The 18,389-nt window shown below is 68.1% G+C and carries 14 protein-coding genes; 11 read left to right on the top strand and 3 right to left on the bottom strand.

Annotation, left to right across the window (positions count from 1 at the left end):
* The first annotated feature begins 391 nt into the window (after window positions 1-391).
* The 6 genes from AC3A57_RS08025 to AC3A57_RS08000 all read left to right on the top strand — a co-directional run bounded on the left by AC3A57_RS08025 (window position 392) and on the right by AC3A57_RS08000 (window position 4,084).
* Window positions 392-556 (top strand): LiaI-LiaF-like domain-containing protein, encoded by a 165-nt coding sequence (locus tag AC3A57_RS08025; RefSeq protein WP_087960695.1) that lies wholly within the window; start codon window positions 392-394, stop codon window positions 554-556.
* Window positions 557-582: 26 nt separating this feature from the next.
* Window positions 583-1,326 (top strand): LamB/YcsF family protein, encoded by a 744-nt coding sequence (locus AC3A57_RS08020; protein WP_487578429.1) that lies wholly within the window; start codon window positions 583-585, stop codon window positions 1,324-1,326.
* Window positions 1,327-1,413: 87 nt separating this feature from the next.
* Window positions 1,414-2,130, top strand: a complete 717-nt coding sequence (locus AC3A57_RS08015; RefSeq protein ID WP_487578428.1) for a DUF969 domain-containing protein — start codon at window positions 1,414-1,416, stop codon at window positions 2,128-2,130.
* Entirely contained in the window at window positions 2,127-3,107 is a 981-nt protein-coding gene (locus AC3A57_RS08010; RefSeq protein ID WP_487578427.1) for a DUF979 domain-containing protein, read from the top strand. The genes AC3A57_RS08015 and AC3A57_RS08010 overlap by 4 nt, the downstream gene beginning before the upstream one ends.
* Window positions 3,104-3,757, top strand: coding sequence for a pyroglutamyl-peptidase I (gene pcp / locus AC3A57_RS08005; RefSeq protein WP_487578426.1), 654 nt, complete (start codon window positions 3,104-3,106; stop codon window positions 3,755-3,757). The genes AC3A57_RS08010 and pcp overlap by 4 nt, the downstream gene beginning before the upstream one ends.
* Window positions 3,758-3,790: 33 nt before the next feature.
* On the top strand, window positions 3,791-4,084 hold the full coding sequence (locus AC3A57_RS08000) for a hypothetical protein (protein WP_487578425.1): 294 nt from the start codon (window positions 3,791-3,793) through the stop codon (window positions 4,082-4,084).
* Window positions 4,085-4,283: 199 nt separating this feature from the next.
* Here the strand turns inward: AC3A57_RS08000 and AC3A57_RS07995 are convergent, their stop codons facing one another.
* The 3 genes from AC3A57_RS07995 to apbC form a co-directional block, all read right to left on the bottom strand.
* Window positions 4,284-4,796 carry an RDD family protein gene (locus AC3A57_RS07995; RefSeq protein ID WP_487578424.1) on the bottom strand — a complete coding sequence of 171 codons (513 nt, stop codon included), beginning with the start codon at window positions 4,794-4,796 and terminating at the stop codon, window positions 4,284-4,286.
* A gap of 431 nt (window positions 4,797-5,227) precedes the next feature.
* Complete coding sequence (gene dcd / locus AC3A57_RS07990) at window positions 5,228-5,797, bottom strand: dCTP deaminase (protein ID WP_221673099.1); 570 nt, start codon at window positions 5,795-5,797, stop codon at window positions 5,228-5,230.
* A gap of 62 nt (window positions 5,798-5,859) precedes the next feature.
* Window positions 5,860-6,927 carry an iron-sulfur cluster carrier protein ApbC gene (apbC, locus tag AC3A57_RS07985; RefSeq protein WP_487578423.1) on the bottom strand — a complete coding sequence of 356 codons (1,068 nt, stop codon included), beginning with the start codon at window positions 6,925-6,927 and terminating at the stop codon, window positions 5,860-5,862.
* Window positions 6,928-7,382: 455 nt separating this feature from the next.
* Here apbC and AC3A57_RS07980 point away from each other — a divergent pair, with 455 nt between their 5' ends.
* The 5 genes from AC3A57_RS07980 to rnfB all read left to right on the top strand — a co-directional run bounded on the left by AC3A57_RS07980 (window position 7,383) and on the right by rnfB (window position 17,813).
* Window positions 7,383-10,376, top strand: coding sequence for a TonB-dependent receptor plug domain-containing protein (locus AC3A57_RS07980; RefSeq protein WP_487578422.1), 2,994 nt, complete (start codon window positions 7,383-7,385; stop codon window positions 10,374-10,376).
* A 1,110-nt stretch (window positions 10,377-11,486) separates the two neighbouring features.
* Window positions 11,487-14,249: a TonB-dependent receptor plug domain-containing protein gene (locus AC3A57_RS07975; RefSeq protein WP_487578421.1), complete on the top strand. Its 2,763-nt coding sequence runs from the start codon at window positions 11,487-11,489 to the stop codon at window positions 14,247-14,249.
* A 204-nt stretch (window positions 14,250-14,453) separates the two neighbouring features.
* Window positions 14,454-14,888 (top strand): DUF2147 domain-containing protein, encoded by a 435-nt coding sequence (locus AC3A57_RS07970; protein WP_487578420.1) that lies wholly within the window; start codon window positions 14,454-14,456, stop codon window positions 14,886-14,888.
* 349 nt (window positions 14,889-15,237) lie between these two features.
* The gene (metG, locus tag AC3A57_RS07965; RefSeq protein ID WP_487578419.1) at window positions 15,238-17,307 is read left to right on the top strand and encodes a methionine--tRNA ligase; all 2,070 of its coding nucleotides are present in this window, start codon (window positions 15,238-15,240) and stop codon (window positions 17,305-17,307) included.
* A 74-nt stretch (window positions 17,308-17,381) separates the two neighbouring features.
* Window positions 17,382-17,813 carry an Rnf electron transport complex subunit RnfB gene (gene rnfB, locus AC3A57_RS07960; protein WP_487578418.1) on the top strand — a complete coding sequence of 144 codons (432 nt, stop codon included), beginning with the start codon at window positions 17,382-17,384 and terminating at the stop codon, window positions 17,811-17,813.
* The last annotated feature ends 576 nt before the right edge of the window (window positions 17,814-18,389 follow it).

The raw sequence follows: 18,389 nt of genomic DNA, 5'->3' as shown, positions 1-18,389 counted from the left end.
CTCCAAGCGCCGCCGCACCGAGAACAAGCAGGTAACAGTTCCCCCCTGTGAAAAAGGGGGGCCAGGGGGGATTTGCTCTTGCCTCCCAAAACGCCGATCCCCTGCAGCCATCACTCCACGATGCCGCCCCGTAAAGGCGTCAGCCCCATCGTTAAGACGGGGCTGATGTCGCAGCAAGCAATTTCCGGCCGCAACGGTGTCCGGCGCCGATGTCGATCCCGATGCTGCGCCGCAACAGACGCGATCCAAGCCATCGCAAGACTCCTCGCGCCCGACCGATCTGCGGCCTGCATCCCGCGATCCGCCGCGCCCTCTTGGTCGACTTCGCCAACCCGTCTAGACTCATTCCGTCCCCGGGCCCGGCGCCCCGCCCCAGTACGAGACCGCAGCAATGAAATCCCATGTCGTCGGCGCCCTGATCCTGATCGTCATCGGCACGCTGTTCCTGCTCAACAACCTCGGCTTCACCAACCTCAGCCTGACCAAGCTCCTGCTGACCTGGTGGCCGGCGATCCTGATCGCAGTCGGCCTGGGCCTGCTGTTCAAGCGCAACTAGTCGCGCACCGCACGCCGCACAAGGCCATGCAGTACCGCATCGATTTCAATTGCGACCTCGGCGAAGGCTGCGGCGACGATGCGGCGATCCTGCCCTACGTCAGCTCGGCCAATATCGCCTGCGGCGGCCACGCCGGCGACGAGGCGAGCATGCGCGCGACCCTGCGCCTGTGCCGCGAGCACGGCGTCGCCGCCGGCGCCCATCCGGGCTACCAAGACCCTGAGCATTTCGGCCGCCGCACCCTATCGCTGGACCGCGACGAAATCGGCCTGCTGATGCTCGGCCAACTGGCCCGGCTCGGCGCCGTCGCCGCCGACGAGGGCGTGCGCCTGACCCACGTCAAACCGCACGGCGCGCTGTACAACCTCGCCGCCGACGATCGCGTCGTCGCCGAAGCCATCGTCGCCGCCGTCGCCGCCTTCGATCCGCAACTGATCGTCTACGGCCTGGCCCAGTCGCAGCTCACCGACGCCGCGCAGCGCGCCGGCCTGCGCGCCGCGCACGAGGTGTTCGCCGAACGCGGCTACGCCGGCAACGGCCGCCTGCTGCCGCGCGGCCAGCCCGGCGCGGTGATCGAATCCCTGCCGCAGGCGATCGCCCAGGTCCGGCGCTTGGTGATCGACGGCGAAGTCGACACCGCCGACGGCCCGCTGCGCTTGCGCGCCGACACCCTGTGCCTGCACGGCGACCGCGCCGACGCGCCGGCCTTCGCCCGCGCGGTGCGCGAGGCCCTGCTCGCCGATGGCGTCGCCATCCGGGCGCTGGCCTGAGCCGCATGCGCTCCGGCCGACGCCCCCGCTTCCGCTCAACCCGCTCCGCCCCACCGCCCCCGCTGCCGCTCCCTGCGAGGTGATGCAATGAGTTATTGGCCCCTGCTCGGCGTCGCCGCCGTGGTCCTGGGTTTCGTGCTGCGCTTGAACCCGGCCCTGGTCGTGGTCGCCGCCGGCTTCGTCACCGGACTCAGCGCGGGCTTGTCGCCGCTGGACGTGCTCGACGTGATCGGCAAGGCCTTCGCCGAGAAACGCTTCCTGCTGCTGTTCCTGCTGACCCTGCCGGTGATCGGCCTGCTCGAACGCCACGGCCTCAAGGAGCATGCGCAACGCTGGATCGCGCGCCTGCGCGGCGCGACCCTGGGCCGGCTGTTGATCGCCTATCTGCTGATGCGCCAGCTCGCCTCGGCGATCGGGCTGACCAGCCTGGGCGGCCATCCGCAGACCGTGCGCCCGCTGCTCGCGCCGATGGCCGAAGGCGCCGCCGAAAGCCGCCTTGGCGCGCTCGAACCGGAGCAGCGCGAACGGATCCGGGCGATGGCCGCCGGCACCGACAACGTCGGGCTGTTCTTTGGCGAGGACATCTTCATCGCCTTCGGCGCGGTGCTGCTGATCCAGAGCTTCTTCGCCGAACACGGACTCGAGCTGGATCCGCTGCGGATCGCCTTGTGGGGCATCCCGACCGCGATCTGCGCCTTCGCCATCCACGTCGTGCGCATCCTGCGCTTCGAGCGCCGGCTGGCGCGCGAGCGCGCCGCCGCTGCGCCCGCGGCGTCCGCCGCATCGGGAGCGCCGCCGGCATGATTCCGCACAACGACGGCGGCGGCCTGGTCACCCTGGACTTCGTCTACTGGCTGATGGGCGCCTATTTCGCCGCGCTGGCCCTGCGCGGCGCGCGCGACCGCTGCAACCCGCGGCGCTGGGGGACGGCGGCGTTCTGGGGCCTGATCGCCGTGCTGATGGTCGCCGCCGAGCATTTGCCGGTGCGCGCGGTCGGCGCCTGCGTGGTCGCGCTGGCGGTCCTGGCCGGGTTCGGCGCGCTCGGCAAGGGCGCCTACGCCGAGACCGACGCCGGCTACAAACAGGCCGAGGCGCAGCGGCTGGGCAATCGCCTGTTCTGGCCGGCGCTGCTGATCCCGGCGGTGACCCTGGTCGGCGCGCTCGGACTCAAGCACGTGCGCATCGGTCGGACGCCGCTGCTGGACCCCGCCAACCTGACCCTGATCGCGCTGGCGCTGGCCTGCGTGGCCGGCCTGATCGCCGCCTGCCGGCTGACCCGGCAGACGCCATGGAGCGGCATCGAGCAATCGCGCCGGCTGGTCGACGCGATCGGCTGGGCGGCGCTGTTGCCGTTGTTGCTGGCGACGTTGGGCAGCGTGTTCGAGGCCGGCGGGGTCGGCCAGGCGGTGGCCGGCGTGGTGCGCGCGGTGATCCCGGTCGAGAACGCCTTTGCGGTGGTGGTCGCCTATGCGGTCGGCATGGCCTTGTTCACCGTGATCATGGGCAACGCCTTCGCCGCGTTCCCGGTCATGACCGCCGGCATCGCCCTGCCCCTGCTGGTGCGCCAGCACGGCGCCGATGCCGCTTCGCTGGCCGCGATCGGCATGCTGTCGGGCTATTGCGGCACCTTGCTGACGCCGATGGCGGCCAATTACAACCTGGTGCCCGCGGCCCTGCTCGAACTCAAGGACCCGTACGGGGTGATCCGCGCGCAATGGCCGACCGGATTGATCCTGTTGGGCTGCAACGTGTTGCTGATGTACTGGATCGCCTTCCGGTGACCGAGCTGCCCTGCGTGCTGCTGACCGGCTTCGCGCCGTTCGGCGGCGAAAGCGAAAACCCCAGTTGGGACGCGGTGCGCCGGCTCGACGGCGAAGTCCTGTCCGGTCATCGCGTGGTCGCGCGCTGCCTGCCGGTCGCGTTCGGCGCCTCGCTGCAGGCCCTGCGCGCGGCGATCGAGGAGGCCGCGCCGGCGTTGGTGCTGTGCGTCGGCCAGGCCGGCGGACGCGCCCAGCTGGCGCTGGAACGGGTTGCGATCAACATCGACGACGCGCGCATCGCCGACAACCTCGGCGCCCAACCGATCGACCGGCCGATCGTCGAGGGCGGCCCGGCCGCGTACTTCAGCGACCTGCCGATCAAGGCCATGCGCGCGGCCCTGCTCGCGGCCGGGATCCCCGCCGAGATCTCGCAGACCGCCGGCACCTACGTGTGCAACCACGTGTTCTACGGGCTGATGCACGCGCTGCGCGGGCGCGCCGGCGTTCGAGGCGGCTTCATCCATGTTCCGTATGCTCCCGCCCAGGCCGCGCACCATCCCGGCGCGCCGAGCCTGGCGATCGAGACCGTCGCCGCGGGCCTGCGCATGGCGCTGCGCACCGCGCTCGACACTCGCGTCGACCGCCGCCTCGCCGGCGGCGCCGAGCACTGAGTCCGACGCCTTCCTCTCGCCCCGGAGACGCCCATGCCCCGCCTGTTGCTCGCTTTCGTTCTCGCCCTGTCCACGCTCGCCCCGGCCCAGGCCGGCCTGTTCGACAAGAACCCCGACCAGGTCGCGCAGGAAGCGGTCGGCAAGAACCTGCGCGCGGTGACCCTGTGGGTCGACGCCAGTTGGGGCTTCCGCAACCAGGGCGCCGCCAACGCGCTGAGCCGCGCGCACCAGGCCTTCACCACCCGCGGCTACGACGTGGTCAGCGTCGAGCCCTATATCGAAAACGGCGACCTGCAGGGCTTTTTCGTCACCTATCAGAAACCCTGAGTTGCGGCGCCATCGCCTGCAGGAGCGGCGTCCACGGGATTTCCTCCGGTCATGAGCCGCGCCAGGGACGCGCAGACCGCCCCTAGCGCCGTCGTCGATCGGAGCCGCGCAACCCGGGGGCAGGAGCGGCGCCAGAAACGAAAAACGCGCCGATGCCTGGGGCATCGGCGCGTCGGAAGGCGACGCGGTGCGGGCGGAATCAGCGCGCGACCACGACCTTGGTGCCGGCGATCTGGTCGTGCAGGCAGCGACGGTCGTCGCGGAAGATCATCAGCACGTCGACCAGTTGGACGATCGCGCCCAGGCAGGGAATCAGGCCGATGCCCTGCGAGAACAGGTAGCGCTTGCCGAGCAGTTCGGCCAGGCTCGGCTGCAGGCCGTCCATGTCGACGATCTTGATCTTCATGACCTTCTTGCCCCAGGTCTGGCCGCTCTGGTTGAGCGGATAGGCCTGGATCACGAAGAACAGGATCACGCCGATCAGCCCCCACAGGAACTGCAGGCCGAAGGTCTGCTGACCGGCCTGGGCCGCGCTCATGGCCTGTTCGAAGTAGCCGCCGAAGAACATCAGCGGCAACAGCAGCACCAGCATGATCACGCCGTCGATGATCGCCGCGACCAGGCGGATGCCGCGATCGGCCAGCTGCTCTTCGCCGTACTGCGGCTCGACCAGCGACGACTGCGGGCTCTGATAGGGGTTCTGAGGGTCCATTCTTCTCTCCTTGCAGGTAATGGGCGTTCGTCGGCCCCCTGCCGCGACGCCACGAAAATCCAGGCGGCACGATAGCAGGGCAACGTGACTTACGACACATCGTGCCGCGACGATTGCCGCCGGTCCGCGACCGGCGGCGCGAATGCGCCAGGACAAGCCGCTCGGCTGCGCATTCGAATCGATCCGGTCCTGGGTTCGTCGACGCCTAAATCCAGAGCCAGAGCAACTCCCCCTACCCCCTTTTTCGAAGGGGGGATTTCAAAGGCGGCTTTCAACGGGCGGCACTGGTTCGGTCCGGGGGGGGGGGGCGGCGAGGCGCTCGCGACAGCGACCGGCTCGGTCGGCGCGCGGACGCCATGCGGCCGCGCGCGCAAACGCAAACGGCCCGGAGCGGGCTCCGGGCCGTGGCGGGGCGGCGTCGCGGCGGCGGCTCAGGTGCGCGGCAGGGTCACGCCGGTCTGGCCCTGGTACTTGCCGCCGCGGTCCTTGTAGGAGGTCTCGCAGATTTCGTCGGACTGGAAGAACAGCATCTGCGCCACGCCCTCGTTGGCGTAGATCCGCGCCGGCAGCGGCGTGGTGTTGCTGAATTCCAGGGTCACGTGGCCTTCCCACTCCGGCTCCAGCGGGGTCACGTTGACGATGATGCCGCAGCGCGCATAGGTGCTCTTGCCCAGGCAGACCACCAGCACATCGCGCGGAATGCGGAAGTACTCGACCGTGCGCGCCAGGGCGAACGAGTTCGGCGGGATGATGCAGACGTCGTTCTCGATGTCGACGAAGCTGCCCGGATCGAAATGCTTGGGGTCGACGATGGTCGAGTTGATGTTGGTGAACACCTTGAACTCGCGCGAGCAGCGCACGTCGTAGCCGTAGCTGGACGTGCCGTAGCTGACGATGCGCTGGCCGTCGGCGGCGTGCTTGACCTGGCCGGGCTCGAACGGCTCGATCATGCCGTGCTGCTCGGACATGCGGCGGATCCAACGGTCGGACTTGATGCTCATGCGGTGTTCCAGTAGGGGCAGCCTGGCTGCCGATTGTAGGGGTTGAAGCGGCGCCGCCGGGCTCAGTCCAGCAGCGAGGCCGAGATCGACGGCGTGGTGCGCGGGCGCTGCGCCAGCGCCACCGCCAGCCGTCGCGCCGCGCCGCGGTAGGCGCGCGCCGCCGCCGAATCGGGCTGCGCCGCGACCAGCGGCACGCCGGCGTCGCCCTGCTCGCGGATCGCCAGTTCCAGCGGCAGGCTGCCCAGCAGCGGCACGCCGTACTGCGCGGCCATGCGCGCGCCGCCGCCTTCGCCGAACAGGTGCTCGGCGTGGCCGCAGTGGCTGCACACATGCACGGCCATGTTTTCGATCAGGCCCAATACCGGCACCTGGACCTTCTCGAACATCCGCAACGCCTTGCGCGCGTCCAAGGTGGCGACCTCCTGCGGCGTGGTCACGATCACCGCGCCGGCGACCGGGATCTTCTGCGACAGGGTCAGCTGGATGTCGCCGGTGCCGGGCGGCAGATCGACGATCAGGTAGTCCAGCTCGCTCCACTGGGTGTCGTTGAGCAAGGTGGTCAGGGCCGAAGTCGCCATCGGGCCGCGCCAGATCATCGGCGTGTCCTGCTCGACCAGCGGGCCGATCGACATCGCCTCCACGCCGTGCGCGCGCAAGGGCTCGATGTGCTTGCCGTCCGGGCTGTCGGGCTTGCCGTGCACGCCGAGCATGGTCGGCACGCTGGGGCCGTAGATGTCGGCGTCGAGCACGCCGACCCGGGCGCCGTCGGCGGCCAGGGCCAGGGCCAGGTTGACCGCGGTGGTCGATTTGCCGACCCCGCCCTTGCCCGAACCGACCGCGATCAGGTTGCGCACGTTCGGCAAGGGCGCCAGGTTCGGCTGCACCGCGTGGGCGACGACGCGCGAGTTCAGTTCCAGGCTGGCCAGGCTCAGCGACTGCGCCGCCAGCAGCTCGCCGATCGAGCGCTCCAGCCCGGCGCGCAGGCCGGCCAGGGGGAAGCCAGCGGAAATGGCCACCGCGACCCGGCCGTCGGCGGCACCGGCGCGGATCCGCGCCCCGCTATCGCCCAGGCGCAGGTCGGTGTCGGGGATGGGAAGCGCCGCGATCGCGGCCTGCAAGGTCTCGCTCATGCCGGCCGTCCAGCCGGGCGTGGGATGTGTTTGCGCATGGGGGCTCTGTGAGTGGGACCGGCCGCTCGGCGGCCGCGCACATGGTAAGGCCTGGGCCGGGGCAGCGTCCCGCGTCGCGACCGCCCCGGCGCCGCGGCCGCGCGGGCCGGCCCGGCCAGGCCGGACGCCATCGCAAATTGCAGGGCAACAACCGGGTCGGCGAAACCGACGTGACCGCTATCGCATTCATTTTTCAGGAACTTTGCCCCGAAGCGGCATGCCCTTGCCCCCTATTCAGCTAGATAATCCAGCACGATCAACCAGTTGAGCGTTTGTTTTCGGCAAAGCCAAGGGGCGCCGGACGCAAAACGGCAAATGTTTCGGCCGTGTTAATTTCAGGTTTGTCAAAGGATTGTTAATTGCCAGGACGGCCACCGGAAGTCGTACTTCGCTCTTCACGTTTTGGGGGAAACACAATGGCAGTTCGCAACACGCTCGGCCTGCAACGCAGCAGGCTGACGGCAGCACTGGTCAGCGCGATGCTGATCTCCGTCAGCGGCGCGGGTTACGCCGCCGATCCGGCTCCGGCCGCCGAAGGCTCGGCCGCTCCGACCGATATCGACGCGGTCACCGTGACCGGCTCGCGCATCAAGCGCATCGGCTTCGTCACCCCGTCCCCGGTGGTCGGCATCAGCTCGGAAGAGATCCGCTCCACCGGCGCGGTCACCATCGCCGATCTCATGACCACCCTGCCGCAGCTGTCGGCGACCTACACCCTCGGCAACTCGACCCGTTCGATCGGCACCGCCGGCCTGGGCCTGCTCGACCTGCGCGGCATGGGCACCGCCCGCACCCTGGTGCTGGTCAACGGCCGCCGCCATGTCGGCGGCCTGTCCGGCTCGACCGCGGTCGACGTCAACACCATCCCGGTCGAACTGATCGAGCGCGTCGAAGTCATCACCGGCGGCGCCTCGGCCGTGTACGGCGCCGACGCCGTCGCCGGCGTGGTCAACTTCATCATGAAGAAGTCCTTCGACGGCTACGAAGTGCGCGCCCAGACCGGCGACGCCAGCGAAGGCGACTTCAGCCGTTCGTTCGTCAGCGTCACCGGCGGCAACACCTTCGCCGAAGGCCGCGGCAGCATCGTGTACTCGGCCGAGTACAGCAAGCAGGACAACTTCGGCCGCAACGATCGCTCGATCGGGCGCGAGTTCCTGCTCAGCATGCCGAACCCGAACTACAACCCGAACCTGCCGTCCAGCCAGAGCAACCCGCAGCGCGTGTTCATGGGTCCGGGCGGCAACTCCAGCATCTCCTACGGCGGCACCTTCAACGCCGGCGGCGTGCGCTACCAGTTCAACGAAGACGGCAGCTTCCGCCGCACCCGTTACGACGGTCCGCGCGATGGCGCCAACACCTGCGTCAACTGCGACTTCGTCGACCTCAACAGCGTCGCCGACCTGCAGCCGGGCTTCGACCGCTACAGCATCAACACGATGCTGAACTTCGACATCAACGAGAACCACAAGTTCTTCTTCGAAGGCAAGTACACCAAGACCGAGTCCGAGTTCCTGGCCCAGCCGAGCTTCGACCAGCCGCTGCGCATCCGCCGCGACAACGCCTACCTGTCGCCGCAGTTGGCCGCGCTGATGGACGCCAACGGCCTCAACAGCCTGACCGACCGCAACCGCATGCTGCAGGTCTCGCGCTTCAACGTCGACGCGGGCCGTCGCGGCGAGAACGTCGAGCGCGAAACCCAGCGCTTCGTGGCCGGCCTGGAAGGCTACCTGAGCGAGAACTGGTCGTACGAAGTCTCGGCCAACTACGGCAAGACCGAGATCGACCGCCTCAACCTCAACAACCGCATCAACGACCGCTGGCAGGCCGGCATGGACGTGGTGCGCGACGGCTCGGGCAATCTGGTCTGCCGCACCTCGATCGACCCGAACGCGATCAACCCGAACACCGGCGTGCGCTACCTCGACCTGTCGCGTCAGGGCTGCGTGCCGTTCAGCATCTTCGGCAACGGCGCGGTCAACCCGCAGGCGGCCGACTGGTTCAACTACGATGCGGTCAACCGCACCAAGCTGACCCAGAAGGTGTTCAGCGCCTCGGTCGCCAACAGCGCGCTGTTCGAGCTGCCGGCCGGCGGCGTCGGCTTCGCCGCCGGCGTGGAATGGCGCAAGGAGACCAGCGAGGAGAACACCGATCCGCTGGCCGCCCAGGGCCTGACCTTCCTCAACGCGATCCCGAACCGCAAGGGCGAGTACAGCGTCAAGGAAGTCTTCGCCGAAACCACCATCCCGCTGCTGGCGGACCTGCCGGGCGTGCAGCGCCTGAGCATGGACCTGGCCGGCCGTTACTCCGACTACAGCACGGTCGGCGAGACCAAGACCTGGAACGTCGGCCTGGATTGGGCGATCAACGACTCGTTCCGCGTCCGCGCCAGCCTGGCCCAGGCGGTGCGCGCGCCGAACATCGGCGAGCTGTTCAACCCGCAGACCCAGAACTTCGCCACCATCAACGACCCCTGTGACACCCGTCCGGGCCGCACCAACTCGGTCAACACCGCCGCCAATCCGGCGCTGCGCGCGCAGAACTGCGCCGCGCTGGGCCTGCCGGGCAACTTCGTCGACACCTACGGCGGCAATCGCCCGGGCGTCAGCGGCGGCAACCCGGACCTGAACGTCGAAGAGGCGCGTTCGTTCTCCTACGGCTTCGTCTGGCAGCCGGAGTTCATCGAAGGCTTCGGTCTGTCGGTGGACTACTGGCGGGTCAACCTGAAGGACGCGATCGGCGCGGTCACCGCCGAAACCCTGGCGACCCGCTGCGTCGATTCGCCCGGCGGCATCGGCAACGACTTCTGCGCGGCGATCCTGCGCGCTCCGGCGGGCGGCTACGTCGACCCGCAGGGCCGCACCTTCCCGGCCGGCTCGATCTACAACTGGACCGCGCTCAACGAGAACCTGGCCCGTTCGCGCCGCACCGGCGTGGACATCGAAGCCGACTACCGCTTCGAGCTGTTCGGCGGCCAGAGCTCGCTGCGCTTCGTCGGCACGCGCCTGATCTCCTCGCGCGAGTGGGCGTTCCAGGCGTTCCCGAACGAGTACCGCGAATACCTGAACTACGTCAGCGATCCGCGCTGGCGCGCTTCGCTCAACGCCAGCTACAAGCTGGGCCAGTGGCGCGCGAGCTGGGACATGCGCTACATCGACGGCAACCTGCGCGTCGAGCCGTGGAGCTACCAGAGCAACCCGGGCCAGGTCTCGCCGATCCGCAACGGTTCGTACACCTACCACAACATGCAGGTCGGCTATAAGCTGCCGAACACCGGGCTGGACCTGTACATCGGCGCCGACAACGTGTTCGACAAGGATCCGCCGCTGAACTACTTCGGCGAAACCGCGATCAACTCGAACTACGACAACATCGGCCGCTACGTGTACGTGGGCGCGACCTACAAGTTCTGATCGCCGCAAGGCCTTCGAACCGCAACAAGAAAAGCCCGGCCTCGCGCCGGGCTTTTTCTTTGTCCGCCCTCCACGACCGGCAGCGGCCAACGCGATCGCCGCTCGCAGCGGCGCTGCCCGAGGCAGCCAAGCAACCCCGATCGCCGGCGTGCTTGCCGTTGCCGTTGCCGTTGTTGTTGTTGTTGTTGTTGTTGCCGTTGCCGTTGCCGTTGCCGTTGCCGTTGCCGTTGCCGTTGCCGGAAAGAGCTTGGCGCCGCACCGAACTAGCGAGAAGCCCCTGAAGCCCGGAAGGGCGGCCCGCAGGGATGCGGGCCGTGCGCAGCCAGGCCAGGGATGGCCTGTGCGGAGCAGCCCTGCGCAAGCCTCGTCGCATAGTGGCTTTTGATCCGAAACAGTAGTGGCGTTTTCTTTGGTTACTTTTGACCGAAGGAAATCCCGCGGGACTTTGTCGCCTTGGACAAAGAAAGTGACCCGGCCGCTTGCGGACGGAAGCTTTGCTTTGGAGCTTTGGAGCTTTGGCGCTCTAGAAGCTTTAGAAGCCTTCGAACGACAGACAGCGCGAGACCGTAGCGGCGCGGTCGCGGCTCACGCCGCTCCTACAGGGGCGCAGGACAAAGACGCAGCGAACGGGTGAGATCGCGCTCGCGGCTTATGACCGAAGGAAATCCCCGTGGGGCGCCGCTCCTACATGGGGCCCAGGACACATCCTTACGCGCACCCTCCGCGCCGCCGCCGGCGGCCGGATCGCTCAACCGAAAGCGCAACCGAAAGTAGGCTTTTCTCGCGACGAAACCGCGGATAGAGCGCCCGAACGCGGGAGGCGGGCCCCGGTCGCGCAGCCGGCCGCTAACCAACGCCGCCGTTTTAATTCCCGAAATCTCTGATAAATCAAGCGCTTGTAGTCATGAAAAACGCTTATCCACCGCAGAATTGCGTTCTGATGACATATTGGTTAATTGCATGTTAATTTTGACAGCGAAGGAACGGGGAACTGCCAAGGTCGGCACACAAGTCTGTTCAACTTTCGCTTCGCTTCGGGGGATTCACCAGATGTCGTCCAATCACCACGGCCTGCGTCGCAGCAGGCTGTCGCGGGCGGTTGCGTCCGTGATGCTCTTCGGCGCCGCCGGCGCCGCGTTCGCCCAGGAACCGGCCGCGGCCAGCGCCGGCGGTTCCGACAAGCCCACCGACGTCGCCGGCGTCGTCGTCACCGGTTCGCGCATCAAGCGCACCCAGATCGAAGGGCCCTCGCCGGTCACCGTGATCAGCTCGGCACAGATCCAGCGCGAAGGCTTCGTCACCGTGTTCGATGCGCTGTCCACGCTGACCCAGAACGGCGGCACGGTACAGAACGAACTCAACTCGGCCGGCGGCTTCACGCCCAACGGCAGCCCGGTCAACCTGCGCGGCCTCGGCCCGGGCCGCACCCTGCTGCTGATCAACGGCCGCCGCGCCGCGGACTATCCGTTCCCGTACAACGGCCAGAGCAACTTCCAGAATTTCGGCAACATTCCCTCGGCCGCGGTGGACCGGATCGAAATCCTGTCCGGCGGCGCTTCGGCGATCTACGGCTCCGACGCCGTCGCCGGCGTGATCAATGTGGTGCTGAAGACCAATTTCGACGGCGACAAGCTGACCGTGCGCGGCGGAACCTCGACCACCGGCGGCGGCGACTTCGGCAACGTGCAGTGGGTCGGCGGCCGCTCCGGCGACAACTGGAGCGTCACCTACGCCCTGGAGTATTTCGCCGACGAGCCGGTGTTCGCGTTCCAGCGCGACTTCATGGATTCCACCGACGACAACCCGCGCCCGACCCCGGAACTGGGCAACAACCAGCCCACCGCGGCGATCCGGCTCAACCGCCCGGGCAATGCCGCCAACTCCTACATCGCCCCGCCGGCCGGCGTCTGCGATCGTTTCGACGGCGAGTTCGTGCGTTTCAACTACCGCACCGTGGTCGCCGGCACCCGTGCGGTGACCAACCTCGGCCCCGCCTGCGGTTCCTGGGGCGACGTCGGCTACCAGACCATCGCCAACGGCAACAGCGACTGGTCGGGCTATCTGTACGGCACCTACACCTTCGGCAACGGCCTCCAGGCCTGGACCAGCCTGCAGGGCTACCACTCCAAGTCCAAGCTCTCCGGCGGCACCGAGGCGATCAGCGGCCCGCACATCGACGGCAGCGGCCGCGTCACCACCTGGTTCGACACCGGCTTCAACGCCAACCTCAACATGCAGCGCGTGCTGACCCCGCAGGAGTACGGCGGCTTCGACGCGATGTACCAGCGCTTCACCGAGAAGTCGCTCGATGTCGCGGTCGGCCTGCGCGGCACCCTCGCCGACCGCTTCGACTGGGACGTGACCCTGGGCCGGGCCGAGTACCGCGCCGACCGCACCCGCCCGCGCCTGGACGGCTCGGCGGTGACCGACTGGTTCTTCGGCCCGCGCCTGAACACCACCGGCACGCCGCGCTACCGGATCAACCTCGACCGCCTCTACACCCCGCTGACCCCGGCCCAGTACCGGGCGATGTCGACCACGCTGAAGTACGAGGCCGAGTCCTGGGTCACCCAGGGCAGCGCGACCCTGTCCGGCGATCTGTTCGAACTGCCGGCCGGCCCGCTGGGCTTCGCCGCGGTGGTCGACTTCACCCAGCAGGGCTACGAGCTCAATTCGCCGCGCAGCATCCTGCCGACGGTGGTCGAGACCTACGGCCTGACCGGCACCAACGGCGGCGGCGACCGCGACCGCTACGCCGCCGGCCTGGAGTTCAGCATTCCGATCCTGCCGTCGCTGAAGGCCAGCCTGGCCGGCCGCTTCGACAAGTACGACGACGTCACCGCCGTCGACGACGCCAAGACCTGGGGCTACGGCCTGGAATGGCGCCCGATCGAGAGCCTGCTGCTGCGCGGCAACTACTCGACCAGCTTCAAGGCGCCGGACATGCACTTCGTGTTCAACGAGGGCAGCGGCAGCTTCAGCACCGTGCTCGACACCTACCGCTGCCTCAACGCCAACCTGGCCGCGTCCTCCTGCACCGGCACCGTGTACAACTACTCGGTGTTCGCCACCAGCAAGGGCGAGCCGACGCTGACCGAGGAAACCGGCGAGTCCTGGGGCGCGGGCCTGGTGTGGGACATCACCGACGGCCTGTCGATGTCGGTCGACTACTACGACATCAAGCTCGACGACGCGGTCACCACGCTCAGCAGCACCTACATCCTCGACAACGAGGGCGGCTGCCGCACCGGTCTGACCCGCACCCGCCAGCCGTTCCAATTCGCCGCCGATTCGGCGTTCTGCCAGGAAATCGTCAGCCGCGTGACCCGCAGCGCGGCGCCGGGCGAGCCCACCGATCGCGTCACCGGCGTGCGCAGCGGCCCGGTCAACCAGTCCCTGCGCCATGTCGCCGGCCTGGACGCGGCGCTGAACTGGCGCTTCAGCACGCAGCGCTGGGGCGACTACCGTTGGGAGCTGGGCTGGACCCACACCCTCAAGCACGAACGCCAGCTGCTGGCGACCGACCCGGTCGAGCGCGACTGGCGCGACGATCCGGGCAACTTCGACTTCCGCAGCCGGGTGCGCGGTTCGGTCAACTGGCAGAAGAACGACTGGAACGCCACGGTGTTCATGACCCGCTACGGCAGCCTGCCGAACTGGCAGGAAACCGGCCGCATCGCCCCGTACTTCTTGTGGAACCTCAACCTGGGCAAGCAGATCACCGACAAGGCCAAGGTCACGGTGTTCGTCAACAACGTGTTCAACAAGTTCCACCCCAGCGACGACGGCTACGACAGCTATCCGTACTTCTACTCGGCGTACAGCCCGATCGGCCGCGAAATCTCGGCCCAGTTCGAGTACCGGTTCCACTGATCCGCCCTTCGCGGGCCCGGCCGCGCGCCGGGCCCGCAGCCGCTTCCAGCCCGGCTCCGGCCGGGCTTTTTTCTGCCTGCGACGGCGAGCTGAACGGCGCCCGCCATCGCCTTCCGTACGCCGACGGATGCGGTATAAAGGTCGCAACCGTCGCCCCACCGTACGGCCGAACCGTTTCCACGCTCCATCCCTGGGAGGGGACTCATGCGTACCAAACTGCTCGCTCTGCTGTTGCTCGCCCTGCCCGCCGCGGCTTTCGCCCAGACTCCGGTCGGCCAATGGACCACGATCGACGACAAGACCCAGAAGCCCAAGTCGGTGGTCGAAATCTACGAAGCCAAGGACGGCAGCCTGGCCGGCCGCGTGGCCGAAGTCCTGCAGTCCGACCGCGGTCCCAACCCGGTCTGCGACAAGTGCTCCGGCGATCGCAAGAACAAGCCGGTCAAGGGCATGGTGATCCTGTGGGGCATCCGCAAGAAGGGCGGCACCTGGGAAGGCGGCCAGATCCTCGACCCGGCCACCGGCAAGGTCTATTCGGTCAAGGTGACCCCGACCGACGGCGGCAAGAAGCTGGACGTGCGCGGCTTCATGGGCTTCTCGCTGCTCGGCCGCACCCAGACCTGGATGCGCCACGAGTAAAGCCGGCCGGCCCGTCGTCTACGGAAGCCCGGCCCCGGCCGGGTTTCTCTTTTTTTGGGGGTGGGCGAAACCCGGCCTTGGCCGGGTTTCCATTAGAGAGTTCCGGCCTTGGCCGGGTTTCCATTAGAGAGTGTTCCGGCCTTGACCGGGTTTCCGTTCGAGAGTGTTCCGGCCTTGGCCGGGTTTCCGTTCGAGAGTGTCCCGACCTTGATCGGGTTTGTCTTTGCACGCAGGCCGCGATCACGCGTTTGGCCTGTCGGCGACGGTCGAAGGTCTGGCTTCGCCATCCGCTCCCGGGCCGTCCCCGGGCCCATGCCATAATTCACGACCGTCCACGCCCACCCCGCCCATGTCCCGCGAAATCCTCGTCTCCAACGCCCTGCCCTACGCCAACGGCGACCTGCACCTCGGCCACCTGGTCGGGTACATGCAGGCCGACATCTGGGTGCGCGCGCAGCGGATGAGCGGGAACACGGTGCATTACGTCTGCGCCGACGACACCCACGGCACTCCGATCATGCTCGGCGCGGAAAAGGCCGGGCAGACGCCGGAGGCCTACATCGCCCAGATCCAGGTCCGCCACGAGCGCGATTTCCGCGACTTCGGCGTGCACTTCGATCACTACGACTCGACCCATTCGGCGCGCAACCGCAGCCTGACCGAAGGCTTCTACGCGCGGCTGGACAACAACGGCCACATCTCCCGGCGCTCGGTCGAGCAGTTGTACGACCCGGTCAAGGGCATGTTCCTGCCCGACCGCTACGTCAAGGGCATCTGCCCGAACTGCGGCGCCGCGGACCAGTACGGCGACAACTGCGAGAACTGCGGCGCCACCTATGCCCCGACCGAGCTCAAGGAACCGCGCTCGGTGGTCAGCGGCGCGACCCCGGAACTGCGCGAGTCCGAGCACTTCTTCTTCGAGGTCGGCCATTTCGAGGCCTTCCTGCGCCAGTGGCTGGCCGGCGACGTCGCCACGCCCGGGATCAAGGCCAAGCTGTCGGAGTGGCTGGACGCGGAAGGCGGCCTGCGCGCCTGGGACATCTCCCGCGACGCGCCCTACTTCGGCTTCGAGATCCCCGGCCACCCGGGCAAGTTCCTGTACGTCTGGCTGGACGCGCCGATCGGCTACCTGAGCAGCTTCCAGGCCCTGTGCGAACGCGAAGGCCTGGATTTCTGGTCCTACCTGGCGCGCGACAGCGGCGTCGAGCTGCACCATTTCATCGGCAAGGACATCGTCACCTTCCACGGCCTGTTCTGGCCGGCGGTGCTGCACGGCGCCGGCTTCCGCGCGCCGACCCGGCTGCACGTCAACGGCTATCTGATGGTCAACAGCGAAAAGATGTCGAAGTCGCGCGGCACCTTCATCCAGGCCCGCACCTACCTCGACGTCGGCCTGGATCCGGAAGCGCTGCGCTACTACTTCGCCACCAAGACCAGCGGCGGGGTGGAGGATATCGACCTCAACCTGGCCGACTTCGTCGCCCGGGTGAACTCCGACGTGGTCGGCAAGTTCGTCAACCTCGCCAGCCGCTGCGCCGGCTTCATCGAAAAGCGCTTCGACGGCCGCCTGGCCGACGCCCTGCCCGACCCGGCCATGTACCAGCGCTTCGTCGCCCAGTTGGGGCCGATCGCCCAGGCCTACGAGCGCAACGAGGCCGCGACCGCGCTGCGCCTGACCATGGCCCTGGCCGACGAGGCCAACAAGTACATCGACGAGCACAAGCCCTGGGTGCTGGCCAAGCAGGACGGCATGGAGGCTCAATTGCAGGCGGTGTGCAGCCAGGGCCTGAACCTGTTCCGGGTGCTCGCCGGCGCGCTCAAGCCGGCGCTGCCGCGGGTGGCCGCGCAGACCGAAGCCTTCCTGGCCGCGCCGGTGGCGCGCTGGCAGGACCTGCACGCGCCGCTGCTCGCCCACACCATCGGCGCCTACGCGCCGCTGTTCGTCCGTATCGATACCAAGTTGATTGACACCATGATCGAAGCCAGCAAGGAATCCCTCGCCCCCGCCGCCAAGACCGAGCCCGCCGCCGCGAAGCCGGCGCCGCAGGCCGCCGCCGCACCGGCCGCCACCAAGAGCGAAGCCGGCGCGACCGTCGCCATCGACGACTTCGCCAAGCTCGACCTGCGCGTGGGCAAGGTGCTGGCCTGCGAGTTCGTCGAAGGCTCCGACAAGCTGCTGCGCTTCCAGCTCGACGCCGGCGATCTCGGCCAGCGCCAGATCTTCTCCGGCATCCGCGGCTCCTACGCCGAGCCGGACAAGCTGGTCGGACGCAGCGTGGTGTTCATCGCCAACCTCGCCCCGCGCAAGATGCGCTTCGGCCTCAGCGAGGGCATGATCCTCTCGGCCGGCTTCGACGGCGGCGACTTGTTCCTGCTCGACGCCGACGGCGGCGCGCTGCCGGGCATGCCGGTGCGTTGAGCCGGGGCTGGGGAGTCGGGTTTGGGGATTCGGGATTCGTAAAAGCGCGTTGCGACGCTGCGCTGGACAAGCTCATGCCCATCTCCAATCACGAATCGCGAATCCCGGAGCTGGCCGAACGGCTGGACCGGTTGCTGCCGCAAACCCAATGCGGGCAATGCGGCTACGCCGGTTGCCGGCCGTATGCGGAAGCGATGGCGCGCGGCGAGGCCGGGGTCGACCATTGCCCGCCCGGCGGCGACGCCGGCGCGCGGGCGCTGGCGCGTTTGCTCGGCGTGCCCGCGCGGCCCTACGACCGCAGCCGCGGCGAACACAAGCCGCCGATCGTGGCGCTGGTGGTCGAAGCCGATTGCATCGGCTGCACCAAATGCATCCAGGCCTGCCCGGTGGACGCCATCGTCGGCGCGTCCAAGCACATGCACACGGTGATCGAGCCGCTATGCACCGGCTGCGAGCTATGCGTACCGGCCTGCCCGGTGGATTGCATCGTGATGGTGCCCTTGTAGGAGCGGCGCAAGCCGCGACCGCCGCAGCGGTGCCTGCAAGCGTTCGTTCCGAAGACCGGACAAGCCTAGCTCGATCAGCGGAAAACAACGCGTCGGCCCGATCTTGGCAGATATCGCGTCGATCGTCGCTGCGACGGTCGCGGCTCATGACCGAAGGAAATCCCTGTGGGACGCCGCTCCTACAGGCGATGGGTCCGGGCTTCGATCGTTGGCGTAAGCCTTGAGGGCTTTGCGCGTCCCGTGGTCGCGGCTTGCGCCGCTCCTACCCAGGAACAACGACGCTGCATCCGGCGTTGCCGTTGCCGTTGCCGTTGCCGTTGCCGTGAAGAGCTTGGCGCCGCAGCGAACTCGCGAAAACGCCCTGAAGCCCCGGAGGGCGGGCCGCAGGGATGCGGGCCGTGCGCAGCCAGGCCAGGGATGGCCTGTGCGGAGCAGCCCTGCGCAGGCCTCGTCCTATAGTGGCTCTTGATTCGAAACAGGAATGGCGTTTTCTTTGGTTTGCACTGTCAACGTACAAGTGCATCAAACGGCTTGAACACGTCCCGAATCACCTTGTCGGCCAGCTCTGGCATCCCC

The sequence above is a fragment of the Lysobacter sp. Soil_C_15 genome (assembly GCF_057657315.1).
Note: the sequence above shows the minus strand (reverse complement) of the source record. Positions and strands in the feature narration are given on the sequence as shown.